The organism is Micromonospora sp. NPDC047644 (assembly GCF_040704315.1).
Lineage (GTDB): Bacteria > Actinomycetota > Actinomycetes > Mycobacteriales > Micromonosporaceae > Micromonospora.
The window spans coordinates 40509-58536 of record NZ_JBEYSY010000003.1 but is presented as its reverse complement, the minus strand read 5'-3'; the positions used below and the strand labels follow the sequence as shown (position 1 = coordinate 58536).

The window sequence follows — 18028 nt, the reverse complement described above, 5'->3', positions numbered from 1 at the left end:
CCGGCTCATGCCCCTGCCCCCCGCCCGTCCGAGGCCCGGTCGCCGGGCCGTACCTGCACATGGTCCGGCTCCAGGTCGAGCCGGACCCGCTCCTTCAGCGAGAGCGCGTCGACGAACGCCGCCGGCAACTGCATCCGACCGTTGCGGTCCAGCACCGCGTACTCCTCGCTGACCAGCTCGGTGTTGCCGTCCGCGTCGATCCGCGCGGTCCGGCGTACCTCGGAGGCGGTCCGGCCGTCGCGGATCGCGACGGTCCGACGGACCTGCGTGGCCACGGCGTGGTCGTGGGTGACGACCACGATGGTCACGCCCAGTTCCGCGTTGATGGTGCGCAGCGCCGCGAAGACCTCCGCGCCGGTCGCCTCGTCCAGCTCACCGGTCGGCTCGTCGGCGAAGAGCACCTCCGGGTCGTTGGCCACCGCCACCGCCACCGCGACCCGCTGCTGCTCGCCACCGCTGAGCTGCCCGGGGCGCCGGTCGGCGCAGTAGCCGACACCGACCAGGTCGAGCAGTTCCCGGGCCCGCTCCCGGCGGGCCCTGCTGCTGCGCTTGCCGGCCAACTGCATCGGCAGCTCGACGTTCTCCAGCGCGTTGAGGTACGGCAGCAGGTTGCGGCCGGTCTGCTGCCAGACGAACCCGACCAGCTGCCGGCGGTAGCTCAGCCGTCGCTTCGCGGAGAGCGAGAGCAGGTCGTAGTCGGCCACCCGGGCGATGCCGGCGGTCGGGGTGTCCAGGCCGGAGAGGATGTTGAGCAGGGTCGACTTGCCCGAACCGGAGGCACCGACGATCGCCACCAGCTCACCCCGGTCGATGACCAGGTCGAGCCCCTGCAGGGCGACCACCTCCACCCCCTCGGTCTTGAAGATGCGCACCAGGCCGTCGCAGACGATGTGCCCGCGAAGGCGGTCCTGCCCGCCGGCCCGCTCGGCGGCGCGAAGCGCGGCCCGCTGTTGCAGGGCGGCCAGGTCAGGCACCAGTGGAGTCTGGGCGGTAGCGGTCATCTCAGCTCTCCTCTCCGAGCCGAAGCACCTCTCCGAGGCGCAACCGGCGGTTGTTCAGGGCCTCGACGGCGACCGCGAAGCCGAGGGCGACCGCCCCGAGCGCGAGCACCGCGGCGACGAGGCTGGGCTCGAAAGCCACCCGGACCGGCACACCACTGGTGAACGCGGACAGGCCGAGCACCGGGTTGAGCAGCAGGGGCAGTACCGCACCGACCAGCGCGCCGGTCAGCACCGACACCGCGACCAGTGGGGTCAACTCGACGAGCAGCAGCCCTCGCCACTGCCGGCGGGACAGGCCGAGGGTACGCAGCCGGGACAGCACCTGGCCCCGGGCGCGCGCTCCGGCCAGCACGGTGAACGCGATGGCCAGCAGCCCGAGCACGGTGCCGCCGACGGCCCCGGCCACGAAGCCGAAGGCCAGCACGCCGTTCGCGCCGCCCTCGCCAAGGTCCCGGCGGACGTCCGCCCGGGTGTCGACGGTGACCCCGATCATCCGTTCCTTACCGGTGACCGCGCCGTCCCGCTGGTAACGCTCCTGCCCCTGGTCGCCGGCGACCCGCAGGGCCTCGGCGTCGAGCGAGTTCCCGGCGATCAGCAGGCTGGTCGGCACGGGTGTGGTGTTCCGCGTCGGCAGAGCCTGCCAGGGCAGGATCACGAAGCGGTTGGCGTTCGCCGCCAGCATCGGGAACCCGTCGGCGGTGCCGGCCACCCGGAACTCGTACCGCTGGCCCTGCACCGAGATGAAGGCGGAGTCGCCCAGCCCGGCCCTGGCCAGGTCGGCGGCGACCGCCGGTGAGACGATCGCCGGCAGCGGACCCGGGCCGGGCGCGGCGGTGCGCAGCGCGGTCGGAACCGACAGGTCCACCTGCGATTCGCGGGCCACCTTGTCCAACCCCGAGCCGTCGACGAGCAGCACGTCCGTCTGCCCGATGAAGGCGTCGGTGCCGACCTCGTCGGACGCCAACCGCTCATCGTCCTCGTACAGCACCCGGGTGACGGCCCGGACCCCCGGCAGGCGGCCCAGCTCGTCGATGGTGTCGGGTGCGAAGCGCTCCCCGCGGATCACCGCGTCGGCGGGCACGATCTGCGCGGCGGCCCGTTCCCGGCTGGCGTCGACGCCGGCGGCCACCACCGCGCAGAACGCCGCGGTGCCGATGGCCAACACCACCACGACCAGCGGGGCGGCGACCGCCGAGCGTCCGGCTCGGGCCGTGCCGAGGAAGGCCACGCTGCCCCGGGTCCGCGCGGCAAGCCGACTGACCAGCAACAACGGCCAGGGGTACGCGCGCAGCGCCAGCACCGCCGCCGCGACCGCCAGGAGCACCGGCACCGACACCAGCAGCGGGTCCACCTCGCCGAGGGTCAGGCCACGCCGACGCAGCAGCACCGCCGCGAGCCCGGCCAGAAGCAGCAGGGAGACCTCGACGGTGAGCCGACGGGCCGACGGGCGCACCCGGATCAGGTCCCGGCGCGCCGCACCGCCGGCCGGTACGGCCAGTGTCGCCACGGGCAGCGCGAGCGTCACCAGCACGGTCACCGCGATGACGTACGGCGTGGTGGGGTCCGGGGCACCGGGGACCAGGGTGCCCAGCCACCAGCCCAGCACGGCGGCGATCGGGACCACCAGCACCGATTCGGCGAGGCTGCGCCGGGCGCCGGCGGTGGCCCCGCCGCCACGGGCGCGCAGCAACGCGAACTCCGAGCGACGCCGTCTGGTGGCGAGACTGGCCGCGAGCACGATGAGCCCCGCCAGGGTGGCCAGGACGCCGGCCGCGATCACCGCGAGCAGCGTCCGGACGGCGTTGATCTGGGCGGCGAACGCGCGCAACGGAACGTCGACGCCCTGGGTCAACGTGACCTCCGCTGGCTGGTTGCGCTGCATCACCTGCAAACCGTCAATCAGCTCGTCCAGCTTCTGTGCGTCGATCCGGTCGACGCCCAGTCGGTACCGCCACGTGGACTGGATCGGCCAGCCCGCCGCGGCCCGCTTGTTGAAGGCCGACTGCGCGACGACGCCGAACAGAATGAACGGCATGCCGTCCCCGGGCGGTTCGATGATCTGCAGCAGCTGCGGCAGCCCGTCCCAGATGCCATTCGCGCGGTCGACGGGGCGGAACAGCCCGGACACCACCAGCGGGGCGGCGTCGACGAGTCTGCCCTTGTCGTCGGCGCGGCCGATGCGCAGTTGACTGCCGGCGCGCAGGTTGAGCTTGCGGGCCACGTCGACGTCGAGCGCCACCTCGATCGGTCGGTCGGGGACGTACGTCTCGCTCGGCCACGCTCCCTCGACGAGGGTGCTCGCGCCCTGGATGTCGGGCATGGCCCGCAGGCCCATGTCGACCAGGAGGTTGCGGGCCGCCAGGTCCGGCCCGACCACGCGGGCCTCCGCGGTCTCGACGCTGTACCACCGCTCGGTCACTGCCGAACGCACCGGCGGCGGCATCTCCGCGGCGAGGGCGTCGAACTGCTCGGCGGCGTTGCCCATCGCCGTCCGCCGAGACGTCGCGGGCTCCAGTCTGGTGGTGTACGAGATGTCCCGGCGGGCGGCCGGCTCGCTGTTGAGCTGTGCTCGCAGCCCCTGTTCGGCGAGCCGGTTGACCAGCCGGGGCACGCCACTGATCAACAGCGTGACCACCAGGGTCAGCACCGCCAGCAGCAGGAACTGCCCCCCGTACGCCCGGACCCGCCGGACGGGCGCCCCGACGCTCATCGTTCTCCCCCGATTCGCAGCTGAACCGCCGCCACCCGCTGACGGATGCCTGCGGCGATGAACGCGCTGAAGGCGAGCGCCGCCAGCAGCAGACCGACCGCGGTCAGGCCGATCGGCACCCAGGGCAGCACGAACGCCGCCGGGGGTGTCGGCCGACCGGCGGCCGGGGTGAGGATGACCAGTGGGGCCATCGTCGCGCCGACCGCGGTGCCGAGTAACAACCCGACGCCCACGCCGATGCCGGCGAGGAACGTCTGCTCGGCCAGCAGCGCCCGGGCCATCAGCCGAGGCGTGGCGCCGAGGGTGTGCAGGACGGCGAACTCGCCGAGCCGACGCCGGGCGGTGGCCCACACGTCCACCACCAGGCCGACGAGGGCGAGGAGCACCGCGCCGAGCGCGGCGGCGAGCATGCCGGTTCGGGAGCCGCGCCAGTACGGGTCGTCGGCGGCCGCCTCGATGGCCGCCTCCCGGTTGAGCACCGTGACGCCCGGGAGCGCGCTGACCGCCTGGGCGGCGGCGTTCGTGTCGGCGGCGCCGACCCACCATTCCGGTACGGGTCGCACCGCGCCGCTGCTCCGGATCATCGCGTCGACCGCGGCCGGCAGGTCCAACAGCACGCCGGCAGCGGTGCTGGTCGTCGGCACGGCGCTCAGCTCGCCGACCAGGTGCACCGGCATCGTCACCCCGGGGAGCGTGAGGTCGACGGTGTCGCCGACGTTCAGGCTCAGGGCTTCGCGTACCTGGGGGGTCATCAGCACCGGCGCGGGCCTGCTCTCCCCGCCCGCCACCACGGCGAACCGGGTGGGCGGCTGGTACGCGAACTGCCCGCCGGGGATCACCTCCACGGAGTGGACGGCGGCGAAGCCGGCGGCGGTGGTCCGCACCGGCGTGGACTCCACACCGGGGGCGGTCAGCATCCAGTCGCCGCTCAGGTCGGCGGGTCGGCTCGTGCCGTCGGCGTCGACCACCGCCAACCCGTCCACCTGGAGACGGTAGGCGTTGCCGGCCGCCAGCCCACCGTCGGCTTCGAACCCGGCCAGCCGCAACCGCGCTCCACCCACGTCGGGCAGTCGCACGGAGAACCGGGTGGCCCGGCCGTCACCGTCGGCGTTGGCCGCCGGCAGCCGCAGGGCGAGCCCGTCGGAGCTGGTGACCAGGAGCGTGACCGCAACCTTCACCGACCGGGCGGCGCTGCTCACCGGGGTACGGACCGTGCCGGTGATCGCCCGCGCCCCGGTGGGCAGTTCGACACCGGCGGGCGTCCCGCGCCCGTCGATCATGCGCTGGTACTGCTCCGACACCGATCCGTCGCCGAGGCGGTCGGCCAGCCGGACGACGCCTGGGGCGGTGGCCGGGTCGACCCCGATCACTGTCACCGGCAGGTTCTCCCGTCCGACCCGGATCTCGTCCCGCCACACCGGCAGAGCCCGGTCCACGCCCGGTAGCGCGGCGAGTTCACCGGCCCGGGTCGGTGGGGCGCCCCCGCTCCGTTCGGTCACCCGGAGGTCGGCGCCGACCGTGTGGCCGGCCTGCTCGACCTGGGACCGCTCGCCGGTGCTGATCAGCGACCAGGCCAGGGTGCTGCCGCCGACGGCGAGGGCGAGCAGCAGCACCGGGCCGGCGTGCGGACGCCGTCCGGCCTGCCACATGCCGAACATGGTGGCGGTCCAGGGACGTCGGTCGACGAACCGCTCCGCGAACCGGGTGAGCGGCGGCAGTACCCGCAACGCCAGCACGGCACCGGCCAGCACGCCGAGCGTCGGGGCGGCGACCAGCAGCGGGTCGAGTCCGAGCTGTCCACCCGAGCCGGCCAGCGGGGAGGCGTACCGGCGTAGCTGCACCCAGGCGAGCACGGCGAGCGCCACGAGCACCAGGTCGACGCTGGCGCGTTGGACGTTCGCGGCCCGGTTCGGCCGGGATCGGGCCGCCATGTCGGCGACGTACGTCCCGGCGCCACGCAGCGTCGGAAGGACCATGGCGACGAGGCAGCCGGCCGCGGTGGCCGCTGCCGCCGCCCAGACCAGGGTGGCGTTGCCGCCGGCGGTGTAGAGGTCACCCGACCCGCCGGGTCGGATGTACCGCAACGCCTCACCGGCGATCAGCGGACCGAGCACGGCGGCCGGGGCGATCACCAGGGTCGCCTCGCGGGCGGCCAGGCCGGCCAACTGCCGACGGGCGGCGCCGCGGGCGCGCAGCAGCGCGGTCTGTGGGCGGCGGTCCTCGTGCAGCAGCGCGGCGACCAGCACCAGCGCGTACCCGGCGAGCACCAGGATGAGCAGCAGCGGGGTGGCCAGCGACGAGCGACCCACCAGGTCGGCGCGGCCGATCCGGTCCAGCAACTGCGGCATCTTGGTCACCGTCTGCCCGGAGCTGCCCAGTTGGGCGGCCTCGGGCACTGCGGTGACCGCCTCGGCGAGGGCTTTCCGAACGGCGGGCAGGTCGGCGGTGTCCACGGCGCCGAGGTCCGGTTGGGCCAGCCAGGACGCCGACACCGAGCCGGGGAAGGTGGCCGCGAAGTCGGCCGGGTCGAGCGTGAACGGTCCGTACGAGGTGCCGGAACCGGCGCTGCCCGCGCCCACACCGGGAGCCAACAGCCAGTACGCGTCCGCCGGGTCGCGGGGCCGCCAGGTGCCGGCGAGCACCAACTCCCCGCGTCGTTCGGTGGCCCGGTCGCGCACCGGGACGCGTTCGCCGACGGTCAGGCCGAGTGCGCCGGCGACCCGCTCGGGCAGGCTCACCTGGACGGGGTTCGCTCCGGGGCTGGGCCAGGCCCCGCTGGTCAGCTCCGCGTGGCTGGCGAGGTCGGCGAACGTGCCCAGGTTCGCGAAGACCGGTTCGTCGGCCGTCCGCGGGATCTGCCCGAGGTCGCCGGTCAGTTCCCGGCCGGTGCCGTAACGGGCGGCGGTGACGCTGACCGGGACGCCGCCGAGCCCGCCGGCGAACTCGGCTCGAACCGCCTTGTCCCGGGTTGCGAACTCGGCCGCGTCCCGCCCACCCGAGCCGCTGACCAGAAGGCCGCGCTCCTCGGCCGGCGAGGCGGCGACCAGTGCCCGCTGCCCGGCGTCCACCGCTCGACGGTTGTAGTCGGACAGCCCCGTGACCAACGCGATGGCGACGAGGGCGGCGATCACCGCCGCGACGAGCAACCCTCGTGCCTCGCGGGCCCGCCTCCACACCAGCTTCATCCGACGCCTCCCCTGGCCCTGGCGGGCCGACGACCATCAAGACAGGCCACCTACCGGGAAAGGTTCGCGCCCGTTACATGATCGTTATTACGGAGAGAGTTGCCGGGTGGGACGGCTAGTTGCGGCCTCGACGGTTGCGGATGCCGAAGACCACCGCGCAGAGCACCAGCATGACGCCGATGAGCTGCAGTCCCGGGGAGTCGTCGGCCCCGCCCAGCACCACGACGGTGATGCCGAGCGCCACCGAGAGGACGACGCCGACGATCAGGACGTACCTCATGGGGTTTCCTCCTCGACCCACTCCAGCAGGTCTCCGGGTTGGCAGTCGAGCACTCGGCACATCGCTTCGAGGGTGCTGAAGCGGACCGCCTTGGCGCGGCCGTTCTTCAGCACCGCGACGTTGGCGGGGGTGAGCCCGACCCGCTCGGCGAACTCTCCGACGCTCATCTTCCGCTTGGCCAACTCCACGTCGATGCGAACGACGATGGGCATCAGATCACCGCTTCCATGTCGGTACGCAGGGTGGTGGCCTGCCGCAACAGCGCCCGCATCACCACCATGAGGAGCCCCAGCACGCTGACGCCCACTGTCAGCAGGAACAGCAGCAGCGGCAGCCCCGGGTCGTCCGCCTTGAACCCCACGTAGAGGAAGACACCCACCAGCACCACCCACGCCGCGGCGATGGCCCACACGATCGCGTCGACCCACTTCAGGGACGCCTCGGTGAAGATGCGGTCGCTCTTGACCAAGGTGAGCAGCTTCCAGGTCGCGACGATGACGACCTGGACGCACAGCACCCAGAACACCGCGATGATCGTGGCCGGCCAGCGGAGGTAGGCGTCCTCCGGAGACTCCTGGGCCATGTACGCGAACTGCCCGGGCAGCGAGAGGGTCTGGAAGACGACCAGGACCCCGAACAACACCACGAGGAAAACTCGGAGAGCGGCAACCGCTCGATGCTCTGTAACCATGCATCGAGTTTCGCTCGTTACCTATCGAAAGTCAATCGGTTGTCTCGGTCACGGCCGCACGGTCACGGCAACGTCGGCTCGGGTGCCGGCTTCGCCTTCTGGGGGTAGAACGTCTCGTGACGGGCCAGCATGGCGACGAATTCACCGATCTTGCGCTCGCGGGTCTCGGCCCGTTTCACGGCGTTGAGACGATGGATCAGAGCGAACCGGTTGGCCTTGGTGAGCACGTCGAGCATGGCCTGGGCGGCGGGCTCGGCGGCGGTGGCGGCCAACAGGTCGGCCGGCACCTCCGCCTCGGACGGCGGGGCGTAGGCGGCGGCCCACCGCCCATCCGCCTTCGCGGCGTCCACCGCGGCGCGGCCCGCCGCCAACATCAGCCCCCGCTCCTCCAACCGGGCAACGTTGGCGACGTTGCGTTGGGACCAGACACTGCGGGGCCGACGTGGGGTGAACCGGATCCAGGACGACTCCTCATCCCGCTTGCGACCCTGCCCGTCGATCCAGCCGACGCAGAGAGCCTCGTCGACCGCCTGCTGCCAGGTCACCGTCGTGACCGTGCCGCCCTTCCTGGTCAGGGCGAGCCAGACACCGGGGGACGTGGCGTGGTTGGCCGACAACCACACGCGCAGGGCGTCGGCGTCCGCGACGATCAGCTCATCCAGCTCGGCGCTCGTCATGCCGGCAGGCTAATGCCCGGGTCCGACAGCCGGCCGCGTTCGACTGGTGATGCAACCGGGAACAGGAGCGCTCATCGGGCAGGCCAGTTGCTGTCGTTAAGCGATCCGATCGCCGACTATTCGACACCGAAGCCACGAGTGCGTTTGCAATCCTTGTTCAGCTGGCAGTCTTGAGCTGCATACCCGCAAGTGTCACGTAGTGCTGCGATGAGAATTTTCTGCTATCTGACAAGCGGCAGTATATGCGAAGCCGCATCACATTCCGTAAGTCAACATTATTGATCTTCTTCGGGCTTGCATAGGGACCCGAAACCCGCGTCAAGACGCGTTCGTTCTCATCGGTCAGCTTGATGTTGGCTGCGGCATAGCTGTTACTTGCGTCATCTTGGATGCCGATCCAACCTGATAGAGACGAATATTGCTTTCCAAGCGTGTACTCCATCGACACTTCATCGTACGTCGAGCACTTGATCTTGAGTGCCTCGGGATATTCGACCCCACCCATAGTCGCGGGTTCCACTCTATGGACTGCATGCAAGGCTGCGGGATCCAGTGATGTGAGATCCACGATGAGTGGCCGGCTGGCCGATGGTGGCAATTCGATCGGAGGCGCCGAGGGCGATTCGCCCGAAGGTGGGGTACTTGTTGATCCCTCCTCTAGCAAAGTCACAGTCGGGCTAGGGATAAGATTCGGCACGGAGGACGTCGGGGCAGCGGGGCTTTCCGCTCCCATCGAAGACGACTCTTTCCCGTTAACGTAGTCCTGCCCAAAGGCAGCGAGGGCAACCAGGGCCGACAGGGCCGCAACGGCGAGGGAGGCAACCGCGATCTTCTGATTATCTCTTAAAAATTCACGCATCTTTGACATGAGAGTCTCTCTGAGGGCGCGCCTAGTGCTGATCCACACGGCGTGACCGGAAGGTCGGAGCGGGCGCCCCCGGCCGAATCGATGGGTGGACGTTCCGAGGGCGCAGTAATCCTTCCCACGCAATCGAAAGATAGCAACGTCGTGTCAACAACCGGACACCCTCGATGACTTGCCAAGATCACAGCTTGGTTCGATCAGCTGATAACGCGCGCATGGCCCGGCTCTGAGCCTGACCCTCCTCGTCGGCAACCGCTACTCTACGAAAGGCCGCGTCTCGCCCACACCGGTGGCAGTCAAGCCCGTGATGCTTACGCTGACTGAGGCAAATCCCCAGAGCGGCATCGTCCCGGTCGGTGCACCTTCTGAACCCACTTGACAGCGCCTCTTGCACCGGCGTTCGGCGTCGCGGCTGGCCCATTAGTGGTTTCCTGCCGCAGGCGTACGTCACAAACAGGCGCGTTACCCCGGGTCCAGGGCCCTTAGGTGGGCGGCGTTCAACAGCGGTTGACCGCGCGTCAAGGTCAACCACTTCTCAGGCTGGGCCTATGGCGCACAGCGGTTGCAGAGATATTGGACCCGTCCCTCCGCTACAACCCAGGCTGCCACGCGGAATGGCTACGTCCGTCGGTGGTAGTGGTTGCGGCGCGGGAGTTGGTCGGGGTCGAGCCAGGCCGGTGGTAGGAATTCCGGGTGCCCGTCGTCGCCGAGCCGGACGGCCCAGTCGCTCTGGTGGACATGCCGGTGATGGTGGCCGCAGAGCAGCACGGCGTTGTCGAGGCTGGTCGGGCCGCCGTCGGCCCAGTGCCGGATGTGGTGCGCGGCGCACCAGCGCGCCGGCCGGTCGCAGCCGGGGAAGGCGCAGCCGCCGTCGCGCAACACCAGTGCCCGCCGCAGCGGCCCCGTGATCAGGCGGCGTTGCCGGCCCACGTCGAGGACCTGGCCCGCGCCGCCGAGCACTGTCGGCAGGACGGCGGCGTCACAGGCGAGCCGGCGCACCGCGTCGGGGGTGAGCCGCAGACCGACGTCGAGCGTGCCAGCACCCAACTGCCGCGTCAGCCCGTCGTAGTCGGTCGTGACGACAATCTGGGCCGGGTCACCGCCGTTCTCGGGCAGCTCACCGGCACGAAGCGCCAGCCGGCACACGTCCGCGAGGGCGTCGTGGCGACGCTGCCCGGCGCAGCGGGTGTCGTCCGGGCCGGCGGGTGCGCTCAACGGGTCGATGGCGGCGCGCAGCAGGGCGGCGGACTCGGCGTCGAGGGTGCCGCTGAGTCGCAGCCGGCCGTCGGTCTGGGTGGAAATGGTGACGTGCCGGTCGCGGGCCGCCCGGGCGGCCTCGGCGGCCAGGGCCGCCGCGGCGGCGGCCTCGGCGAGGTCGGGCGCCACATGGTCGAGAATCCGGGCACCCAATCGGCGCAGTACTGCCAGGTCGAACTGCCCGGCCCACCCGATCAGCACGCCGACAGCCTTGTCGGCCACCTCGACGCCCGCCGACACCGTCACCGTGGCGGCCGTGTCGGCGATGACCCGGGCCTGCTCCACGCTGACCGCCGCGCTCGCCAGGGCGTCGCGCACGGCGGGCGGGGCCACGTCGAGCGAGGTCGCGAGGCCGACCAGCCGGCGCGCGGCCGCGACGTCGAGTCGCAGGCGATGCCGCAGCCACACGGTCGTCGAGGACGCGCCCCGCGCGAGCGCAGTGCCGCGCCCGTCCAACTCGCGGACCGCCGCCAACTGCACCGCCGCCAGCCGCTGCTGCAACCGGTGCGTGGCATCGAGCACCGCGATCAGATCATGCTCGGAGAGGGCCCAGGCCGGGGCGTCGGCGCAGGCCGCCACCGCACCCTCCACCCGCGCCAACTCATCGATCACGAGCAAATTCTAGAACAGGTGTACGACAACAAGCGGTCGCGCGAAGCGCCCTGGGCGACCCAATCAGGCCCGGGTCAGCCCTCGGCCAACTCCGGCCGGTGCTCCCGAATCCAGGCCACCACGTCCGACCTCCGCCAGACCTTGCCCATGGCCAGCACGGCGACCGGCTCGGGGAAGTTCCGTTGGTTGGCGATCACGGACGCGCGCTGCCGGGACACATTTCCCAGCATCTCCCGAATCTCCGACACGCCAACAAGGTCCACACATTGACGATGACAGTGGCACGGTCGCTAGACGGCGACAACTACGCAGACTGTTGACAGGGGCAATAGTTGACGCCACGATTGGCGTATGACCACGCCGAATAGCCGCCACTGCCCTCACCCACTTGAAGCCCTGCACCCGGTACACCAGCACCTGCCGCGCCGGCCCTCGTGGCTCTGTCGGGTGTGCGCCGCCGGCTGGCCGTGCGCACTCGCCCGGATGTTGCTACGGGTGCAGTACGGAAGGATCGGGTGACTTGTCGATCTACCTGGCGAGCCAGTTGTTCGACGCGACGGCCGACCTGTACCAGCTCAACCGCGAGCCGGGACCCGACCCGCAGGAGCTGTTCACCAGGTTCCTGGCGTGGACGGCCCCGCCGCCGCCGTGAGGCAGCGGGCGGTCACGGGCCGTCGGGGGTGCGCTTGGCGCGGCTGGGCTGGACCCGCTTGGGTTCACCGGGCATCTTCGGGTGGTCCGGCGGGTACGGCAGGTCACCCTGGCCGGCGGCGGCGTCGCGCTCGGCCCACTCCAGCAGCGGGGTGATGTCCCACGGTGCGTCGTCGATGCCGGCGTGCGGGTCACCTCGCTCGGCGAGCCGGGTCGGCACGGTGCGCAGGTCGAAGTCGTCCGGGTCGACGTCGGGTAGCTCGTCCCAGGTGACCGGGGTGGAGACGGTGGCCCGCGCGTTGGCCCGCAGCGAGTACGCGCAGGCGATCGTGCGGTCGCGCGCCATCTGGTTGAAGTCGACGAAGACCCGGGTGCCGCGCTCCTCCTTCCACCAGGCGGTGGTGACCAGGTCGGGGTTGCGGCGTTCCACCTCCCGGGCCAGCGCGATGGTGGCCCGGCGCACCTCGGTGAACGTCCAGCGGGGTTGGATGCGCAGGTAGACGTGCACGCCCCGACCGCCGGAGGTCTTCGGCCAGCCGGTCGCGCCCAGCTCGTGGAGGAGCGCGCGGACCTCGCCGGCGGCCCGCGCGGCGTCGGCGAAGTCGGTGCCGGGCTGCGGGTCCAGGTCGATGCGCAGCTCGTCGGGGCGGTCGACGTCGGCGGCCCGCACGGGCCACGGGTGGAAGACGATCGTGCCCATCTGCGCCGCCCAGGCCACGTGCGCCAGGTCGGCCGGGCAGAGCTCCGCGGCGCTCCGACCGCTCGGGAAGGTGATCTGGGCGGTCGTCACCCAGGGCGGCACTCCCCGGGTGGGCACCCGCTTCTGGAAGAAGGCCTCGCCCTCGATGCCCTCGGGGAAGCGTTGCAGGGTGGTCGGCCGGTCCCGCAGGGCGCGCATGATCCCGTCGCCGACCGCGAGGTAGTAGTGGAAGACGTCCGCCTTGGTGAACCCCCGCTGCGGGAAGATCACCCGGTCCGGACTGCTCAACCGGACGGTGTGCCCGGCTACTTCGATCTCGGCGGCCGCAGCCTTGGTGCCACCCATCCCGCGACCTTATGCCACGCCCCCGACGTTCGACGTACCGTTGACGGGTGAGTCTTGACGACAACGAGCTGCCCCGTACCGACGAAGAGTGGCGGGTCCGACTGACCCCCGAGGAGTTCCACGTTCTCCGGGAGGCCGGCACCGAACGCCCGTGGACGGGCGAGTACGTGGACACGAAGACCCAGGGGGTCTACCACTGCCGCGCCTGCGGGCTGGAGCTGTTCTCCAGCGACACGAAGTTCGACTCGCACTGCGGTTGGCCGAGCTTCGACGACGCCATCCCGGGCCGGGTCAAGGAGATCGAGGACCGCAGCCTGGGCATGGCCCGTACGGAGATCCGCTGCGCCCGCTGCGACAGTCACCTCGGGCACGTCTTCCACGGCGAGGGCTTCACCCCGAAGGACACCCGGCACTGCGTCAACTCGGTCTCCATCAAGCTGGAACCCCGCTGAGCGAGGAGCCGCTCAGGGCGTACCCCTGAGCAGTTCGACCTCGGCGGTCCGGGACTGCTCGATCCGGCGGGCCAGGTCGCGGACCTGCTCGTTGCGGCCGACACCGACCTGGGACCGGGCCAGGTCGGCGGCCCATCGCTGGTGCTCGGCGAGCACCTCGCGCAGCACGCGGTCGACGTCCGCGTCCGGCGCGGTGCGCAGCCGGTCGAGCGCGGCGTCGTCGCCGTGCCCGTCGTGGTGGTGTGCGGCCGCGCTGGCGCCCGGCCCGGTCGTTGGCAGCCAGCCGCGCATGGCGGCCAGTTCGTCGGCCTCGGTCGCCTCGACGGCGGCGGCCAGGGTGCGCAGCGCGTCGTCGCGTACCCGGTCCCGGGCCAGCCGGACGATCTGCAGGGTGCGTTCGCTGTGCCCGACCATCGTGCTCAGGAACACCACGTCGATCCCGCTCATCGAGTCCGCCTCGATCGGGGACCCGGCACCCGCGGACCCGGCCGCCGCCGAGCCGGCCGGGGACGCGGGTGCCGGCTGCGGCAGGGTCGACGGGCTCGACGTGGTCGGTCCGGCGCAGGCTGCGGTGAGCAGCAGGGCCGCGACGAGAAAGACCAGCGGGGTACGGCGGGGCATGCCGGTTGCCTCCGTTCACGCGAGAGCGGCGACACGGGTGCGGCCAGGGGCCGCACCCGTGCGGTCAGACCTGGAGCCAGAGCGCCGGTACGTTCGGCGGCTCCCAGCCCGGGATCGCGGTGTGCGGCTGCCGGCAGCGGTACGTCGCCCCGCCGTAGGTCACCTGGTCGCCGACCTGGTACGCCCGGCCCGACGCCCACGTGCCGCCCTGGGCGGGCGGATTGGTCGGGGTGGGGGTCGGGGTGGGCCGTGGGGTGGCGGTCGGGCTCGGGGTCGGGTTCGGGTTCGACCCGCCGCCACCGATCTGCACGTCGATGCAGGAGTAGAAGGCGTTCGCCGTGTCGGAGATGTTCCACACGGCGAGGATCTTCTGCCGGCCGGAGAAGCCGCCGAGGTTGACGTTGTGCGACACCGTGGCGCCCGGCTGCTGGTTGTTGCCGTTGACCACGCCGACGCGGGTGTTGCCGATCCAGTACTCCCAGTTGCTGGTGGCGTGCCGGGCGGTGTTCACCCAGGTGAAGGTCAGCGAGCTGCCCACCGAGGTGGCCGGCCAGCCCCGGCTGTCGTCGTTGAGGACGGCGAACTGGGAGATTCCGGCATTGCAGCTGCGCAGGCCCTTGGGCCCTTCGACGCTCTGCGGCTCGTACTTGATCTGCCCGCAGTCGGGCACCCGGCCCTGCGCGCAGAGCGCCTGCCGGCTCGGTGGGGCGGAGACGTAGCCGTGCGCCTGCGCGGGGGCGGCGACGGTGAGGGTGGCGGCGACGGCGCCCGCCGCCACCAGCGGGACGGTGATTGTTCGACGCATCGGGGCAGCTCCTTCTTCGGGTGCGGTGAGGTGCCCCTCAAAGTAATTTAAACATTGTTAACAGTAAAGACTCTCATCGATAAATGCATCGATGGTGGCAGTTTTCTTCTCAGAGTCGGAGCAGGCTGCCCCCGTCGTCGACCTCGTCGGCCGACTCGTCGTCCAACCAGACGCCGCCGGTGCCGAGGTAGCGGAACCGGTACTCCCCCGGCGGCAGCTTCACCGTCACCGTCCGGGTGCCGTCGCGGCGGTTCACCAGGCACAACGGGCAACACGCCGACGCCGACACGCCGCGGTCGCGGTCGGGCGTGGACGTTCCGCCCCTGCGCCGGTGCCACCTGGAGGATTCTGTAGGCACTTGTCCATTTAACGGAGGTTTTCGGTGGCAACCTGCGAGGTCTGCGGCAACGACTACTGGATGGCGTTCGAGGTGCACACCGTCAGCGGCGACGTGCACACCTTCGACTCGTTCGAGTGCGCGATCCACCGCATGGCACCGATCTGCGAGCACTGCCAGGTCAAGATCTCCGGGCACGGCGTCGAGGTCAACGGCCGCTTCTTCTGCTGCGCACACTGCGCCCGCGCCGTCGAGGGAGCGGTGGGCGCGGAGATCCGCGACGCCGTCGGCGCCCGCCCGGCCTGACCGCGCCCGGCCGACCTGACCGCGCCCGGCCGCCGCCACCCACCTCGCACCGGACCAGGCGGGATCGCGGTGAACCCGCCCGACCTACCATCGGTGGATGCCCCAGCAGACCACCGAACTCCGGACGGCCTCCTTCGCCGACCTGAACGCCCGCACCCTCCACGACCTGCTCAAATTGCGCATCGACGTGTTCGTGGTGGAGCAGAACTGCCCGTACCCGGAGCTGGATGGGCGGGACGTCGAGCCGGGCACCCGGCACGTCTGGCTCACCGAGGGCGGCGCGCCGCTGGCGTACCTGCGGATTCTGGCCGACCCGGACGGTGTCGCCCGGATCGGTCGGGTCGTGGTGGCTCCGGCCGCACGCGGCGGCGGACACGCCGGCCGGCTGATGGAGGCGGCGTTGGAGGTGGTGGGCAACCGTCCCTGCGTGCTGGACGCCCAGTCGCACCTGGTCGGGTTCTACACCCGGCACGGCTTCACGGTCAGCGGCCCCGAGTACGTCGAGGACGGCATCCCACACACGCCCATGCGACGCGAGGCCATTGACGGCTGACGATCGGGCTGGCATGGTGCCGGGTAGAGCCATCGCGGGAGCCAGCGAACAGGCGCGGGAGTGGGCAACTCCCGATGATCCGGGTGTCGACGTCCGACTCATCCCCCCGGGGGCTCCATGTCTCTCACCCGATCACGACGCGTGCTCTGGTTTTTCGCCGTCGCGGCGACCATCACGCTCCTGTTGACGACCGCACTGACCACCATCCTGACCAGGCCCGCTTCGGCGCACGGTTCGGTCGTCGACCCGGCCTCGCGCAACTACAGCTGCTGGCAACGCTGGGGCGGCGACTTCCAGAACCCCCGGATGGCCACCGAGGACCCGATGTGCTGGCAGGCCTGGCAGGCCGACCCGGCCGCCATGTGGAACTGGAACGGCCTGTTCCGCGAGGGAGTCGGCGGCAACCACCAGGCCGCCGTCCCCGACGGCCAGCTGTGCAGCGGTGGACGTACCCAGAGCCCCCGCTACAACTCGCTGGACACCGTCGGCGCCTGGAAGACCACCTCGGTGTCGAACAACTTCCGGCTCCGCTTCTTCGACCAGGCCAGCCACGGCGCCGACTACATCCGGGTGTACGTGACGAAGCAGGGCTTCAACTCCGCCACCCAGCCGCTCGGCTGGGGCAACCTGGAGTTGGCCGGCCAGATCGGCAACACCCCGGCCTCGCAGTGGGACAAGGACACCGGTGGTGTCTCGATCCAGATCCCGGTGAGCGCTCCGGGACGCACCGGACGGCACATCGTCTACACCGTCTGGCAGGCCAGCCACTTCGACCAGTCGTACTACCTGTGCAGCGACGTCGACTTCGGCGGCGGGTCGAACGAGCCGCCCACCACCCCGCCGCCCACCACCCCACCGCCCACCACGCCACCGCCGACCACGCCACCGCCGACCACCCCGCCGCCGGCGGGTGCCTGCACGGCGACGTACCAGGTCACCGGCCAGTGGGCCGGCGGCTTCCAGGCCGACGTGAAGGTGACCGCCGGCGGATCACCGACCCGAGGCTGGTCGGTGAGCTGGAACTACGGCAACGGCCAGCAGGTCACCTCGTCGTGGAACGCGACGGTGAGCAGCAACGGCACGCTGGTCACCGCACGTAACGCGAACCACAACGGCACACTTGCCGCCGGAGCGAGCACCACGTTCGGTTTCCTCGGCTCGTGGAACGGCAGCAACCCGGTTCCGCTGGTCTCCTGTACGACGACCAGTTGATCCCCGACCGGCGCCGCACCCGGGCGGGGGTGCGGCGCCGGCCGGCGGGAATGCGATGGTGCCCGGCGAGCCGTCCGGGCACCATCTCCGCATGATCGACATCTTGGTGCTCACCCCCGACGACTGGCCCACCTGGCGGGAGCTGCGGCTGGCCGCCCTCGCCGAGGCACCGGAAGCGTTCGGCTCACGGCTCGCCGATTGGCAGGGCGACGGCGATCGCGAGCAGCGCTGGCGCGACCGGTTGAGCATCCCCGGCTCACTCAACCTGGTGGCCGTCCTGGCCGGGCGTCCGGTTGGGATGTCGAGCGGCGTACCCACGTCGGAACCGCTGACGCTGGACCTGATCTCGATGTGGGTGCACCCCGACGCCCGCGGCAGCGGTGTCGGCGACCGCCTGGTGAACGAGGTGGCGCACTGGGCCCAGAGGCGCGGCGCCGAGCGGCTACGGCTCTCCGTCAGGCTGGACAACGCGCGCGCCAAGTCCCTCTACCACCGCGCCGGCTTCCGCTTGACCGACGAGCCAGGTGACCTCATGCCCGACGGCGTACGCCGAGAACAGATCATGCTCCGCCCCCTCCACCGCACCCCGCCACGCTAAGCGAGACGCCCCGCCACCCCCGCGCCCATCGTCGATCAAGGAGTTGTGGTGGTCGACAAGCGCTCACGAGTGCCCAAGCCAGGCACCACAACTCCATGATCGACCAGGTCGGGCAGTCATAGCGCCGATCTTGCGCTTTCGGTCGCCAGATCGCGGCCTATGCCCCTTTC

Annotated in this window: 18 protein-coding genes and 2 pseudogenes; 6 read left to right on the top strand and 14 right to left on the bottom strand. The window is 71.2% G+C overall.

Translation table 11 applies throughout. The annotated features are described in order from the left end of the window. Positions 1 to 5 precede the first annotated feature (5 nt). From AB0877_RS06355 to AB0877_RS06310, 10 genes are all read right to left on the bottom strand, one after another. Positions 6 to 1001 (bottom strand): ABC transporter ATP-binding protein, encoded by a 996-nt coding sequence (locus AB0877_RS06355; protein WP_366607201.1) that lies wholly within the window; start codon positions 999 to 1001, stop codon positions 6 to 8. A gap of 1 nt (position 1002) precedes the next feature. Beyond that, positions 1003 to 3711 (bottom strand): FtsX-like permease family protein, encoded by a 2709-nt coding sequence (locus AB0877_RS06350; RefSeq protein ID WP_366607200.1) that lies wholly within the window; start codon positions 3709 to 3711, stop codon positions 1003 to 1005. Beyond that, entirely contained in the window at positions 3708 to 6896 is a 3189-nt protein-coding gene (locus AB0877_RS06345) for an ABC transporter permease (RefSeq protein WP_366607198.1), read from the bottom strand. Before AB0877_RS06345 ends, AB0877_RS06350 begins: the two co-directional genes overlap by 4 nt. Positions 6897 to 7011: 115 nt before the next feature. After that, on the bottom strand, positions 7012 to 7176 hold the full coding sequence (locus AB0877_RS06340) for a hypothetical protein (protein ID WP_366607196.1): 165 nt from the start codon (positions 7174 to 7176) through the stop codon (positions 7012 to 7014). Further along, a complete protein-coding gene (locus tag AB0877_RS06335) occupies positions 7173 to 7388 on the bottom strand; it encodes a helix-turn-helix transcriptional regulator (RefSeq protein WP_030336216.1) in 216 nt (71 codons plus the stop codon). The genes AB0877_RS06340 and AB0877_RS06335 overlap by 4 nt, the downstream gene beginning before the upstream one ends. Further along, positions 7388 to 7867 (bottom strand): DUF2975 domain-containing protein, encoded by a 480-nt coding sequence (locus AB0877_RS06330; protein ID WP_366607193.1) that lies wholly within the window; start codon positions 7865 to 7867, stop codon positions 7388 to 7390. Before AB0877_RS06330 ends, AB0877_RS06335 begins: the two co-directional genes overlap by 1 nt. A 62-nt stretch (positions 7868 to 7929) precedes the next feature. Beyond that, entirely contained in the window at positions 7930 to 8544 is a 615-nt protein-coding gene (locus AB0877_RS06325) for a YdeI/OmpD-associated family protein (RefSeq protein WP_366607191.1), read from the bottom strand. Positions 8545 to 8701: 157 nt separating this feature from the next. Beyond that, positions 8702 to 9412 (bottom strand): hypothetical protein, encoded by a 711-nt coding sequence (locus tag AB0877_RS06320; RefSeq protein WP_366607189.1) that lies wholly within the window; start codon positions 9410 to 9412, stop codon positions 8702 to 8704. Positions 9413 to 10027: 615 nt separating this feature from the next. After that, positions 10028 to 11278, bottom strand: coding sequence for a DUF222 domain-containing protein (locus AB0877_RS06315; RefSeq protein WP_366607187.1), 1251 nt, complete (start codon positions 11276 to 11278; stop codon positions 10028 to 10030). 74 nt (positions 11279 to 11352) lie between these two features. Continuing rightward, entirely contained in the window at positions 11353 to 11508 is a 156-nt protein-coding gene (locus tag AB0877_RS06310) for a hypothetical protein (RefSeq protein ID WP_357203258.1), read from the bottom strand. A gap of 166 nt (positions 11509 to 11674) precedes the next feature. Between AB0877_RS06310 and AB0877_RS06305 the strand changes: the two are divergent. Then, positions 11675 to 11930: pseudogene (locus tag AB0877_RS06305) on the top strand (hypothetical protein). Positions 11931 to 11942: 12 nt separating this feature from the next. Here AB0877_RS06305 and ligD read toward each other — a convergent pair. Continuing rightward, positions 11943 to 12974 carry a non-homologous end-joining DNA ligase gene (ligD, locus tag AB0877_RS06300; RefSeq protein ID WP_366607185.1) on the bottom strand — a complete coding sequence of 344 codons (1032 nt, stop codon included), beginning with the start codon at positions 12972 to 12974 and terminating at the stop codon, positions 11943 to 11945. A gap of 47 nt (positions 12975 to 13021) precedes the next feature. Here ligD and msrB point away from each other — a divergent pair, with 47 nt between their 5' ends. Continuing rightward, the gene (gene msrB / locus AB0877_RS06295) at positions 13022 to 13426 is read left to right on the top strand and encodes a peptide-methionine (R)-S-oxide reductase MsrB (protein WP_030336225.1); all 405 of its coding nucleotides are present in this window, start codon (positions 13022 to 13024) and stop codon (positions 13424 to 13426) included. Between the two features lie 12 nt (positions 13427 to 13438). Here msrB and AB0877_RS06290 read toward each other — a convergent pair whose 3' ends face one another. The 3 genes and pseudogenes from AB0877_RS06290 to AB0877_RS06280 form a co-directional block, all read right to left on the bottom strand. Continuing rightward, on the bottom strand, positions 13439 to 14047 hold the full coding sequence (locus AB0877_RS06290) for a DUF305 domain-containing protein (RefSeq protein WP_366607183.1): 609 nt from the start codon (positions 14045 to 14047) through the stop codon (positions 13439 to 13441). A gap of 64 nt (positions 14048 to 14111) precedes the next feature. Beyond that, a complete protein-coding gene (locus tag AB0877_RS06285) occupies positions 14112 to 14852 on the bottom strand; it encodes a lytic polysaccharide monooxygenase (RefSeq protein ID WP_366607181.1) in 741 nt (246 codons plus the stop codon). A 109-nt stretch (positions 14853 to 14961) separates the two neighbouring features. After that, positions 14962 to 15111, bottom strand: a pseudogene (locus AB0877_RS06280) (glycoside hydrolase); the annotation flags it as partial. A 123-nt stretch (positions 15112 to 15234) separates the two neighbouring features. Between AB0877_RS06280 and AB0877_RS06275 the strand changes: the two are divergent. From AB0877_RS06275 to AB0877_RS06260, 4 genes are all read left to right on the top strand, one after another. Further along, positions 15235 to 15495, top strand: coding sequence for a Prokaryotic metallothionein (locus AB0877_RS06275; RefSeq protein WP_355009369.1), 261 nt, complete (start codon positions 15235 to 15237; stop codon positions 15493 to 15495). Between the two features lie 97 nt (positions 15496 to 15592). After that, positions 15593 to 16048: a GNAT family N-acetyltransferase gene (locus tag AB0877_RS06270; protein WP_366607179.1), complete on the top strand. Its 456-nt coding sequence runs from the start codon at positions 15593 to 15595 to the stop codon at positions 16046 to 16048. Between the two features lie 117 nt (positions 16049 to 16165). Next, entirely contained in the window at positions 16166 to 17260 is a 1095-nt protein-coding gene (locus AB0877_RS06265; RefSeq protein WP_366607177.1) for a lytic polysaccharide monooxygenase, read from the top strand. Positions 17261 to 17351: 91 nt separating this feature from the next. Then, positions 17352 to 17858 (top strand): GNAT family N-acetyltransferase, encoded by a 507-nt coding sequence (locus AB0877_RS06260; protein ID WP_366607175.1) that lies wholly within the window; start codon positions 17352 to 17354, stop codon positions 17856 to 17858. Positions 17859 to 18028 lie beyond the last annotated feature (170 nt).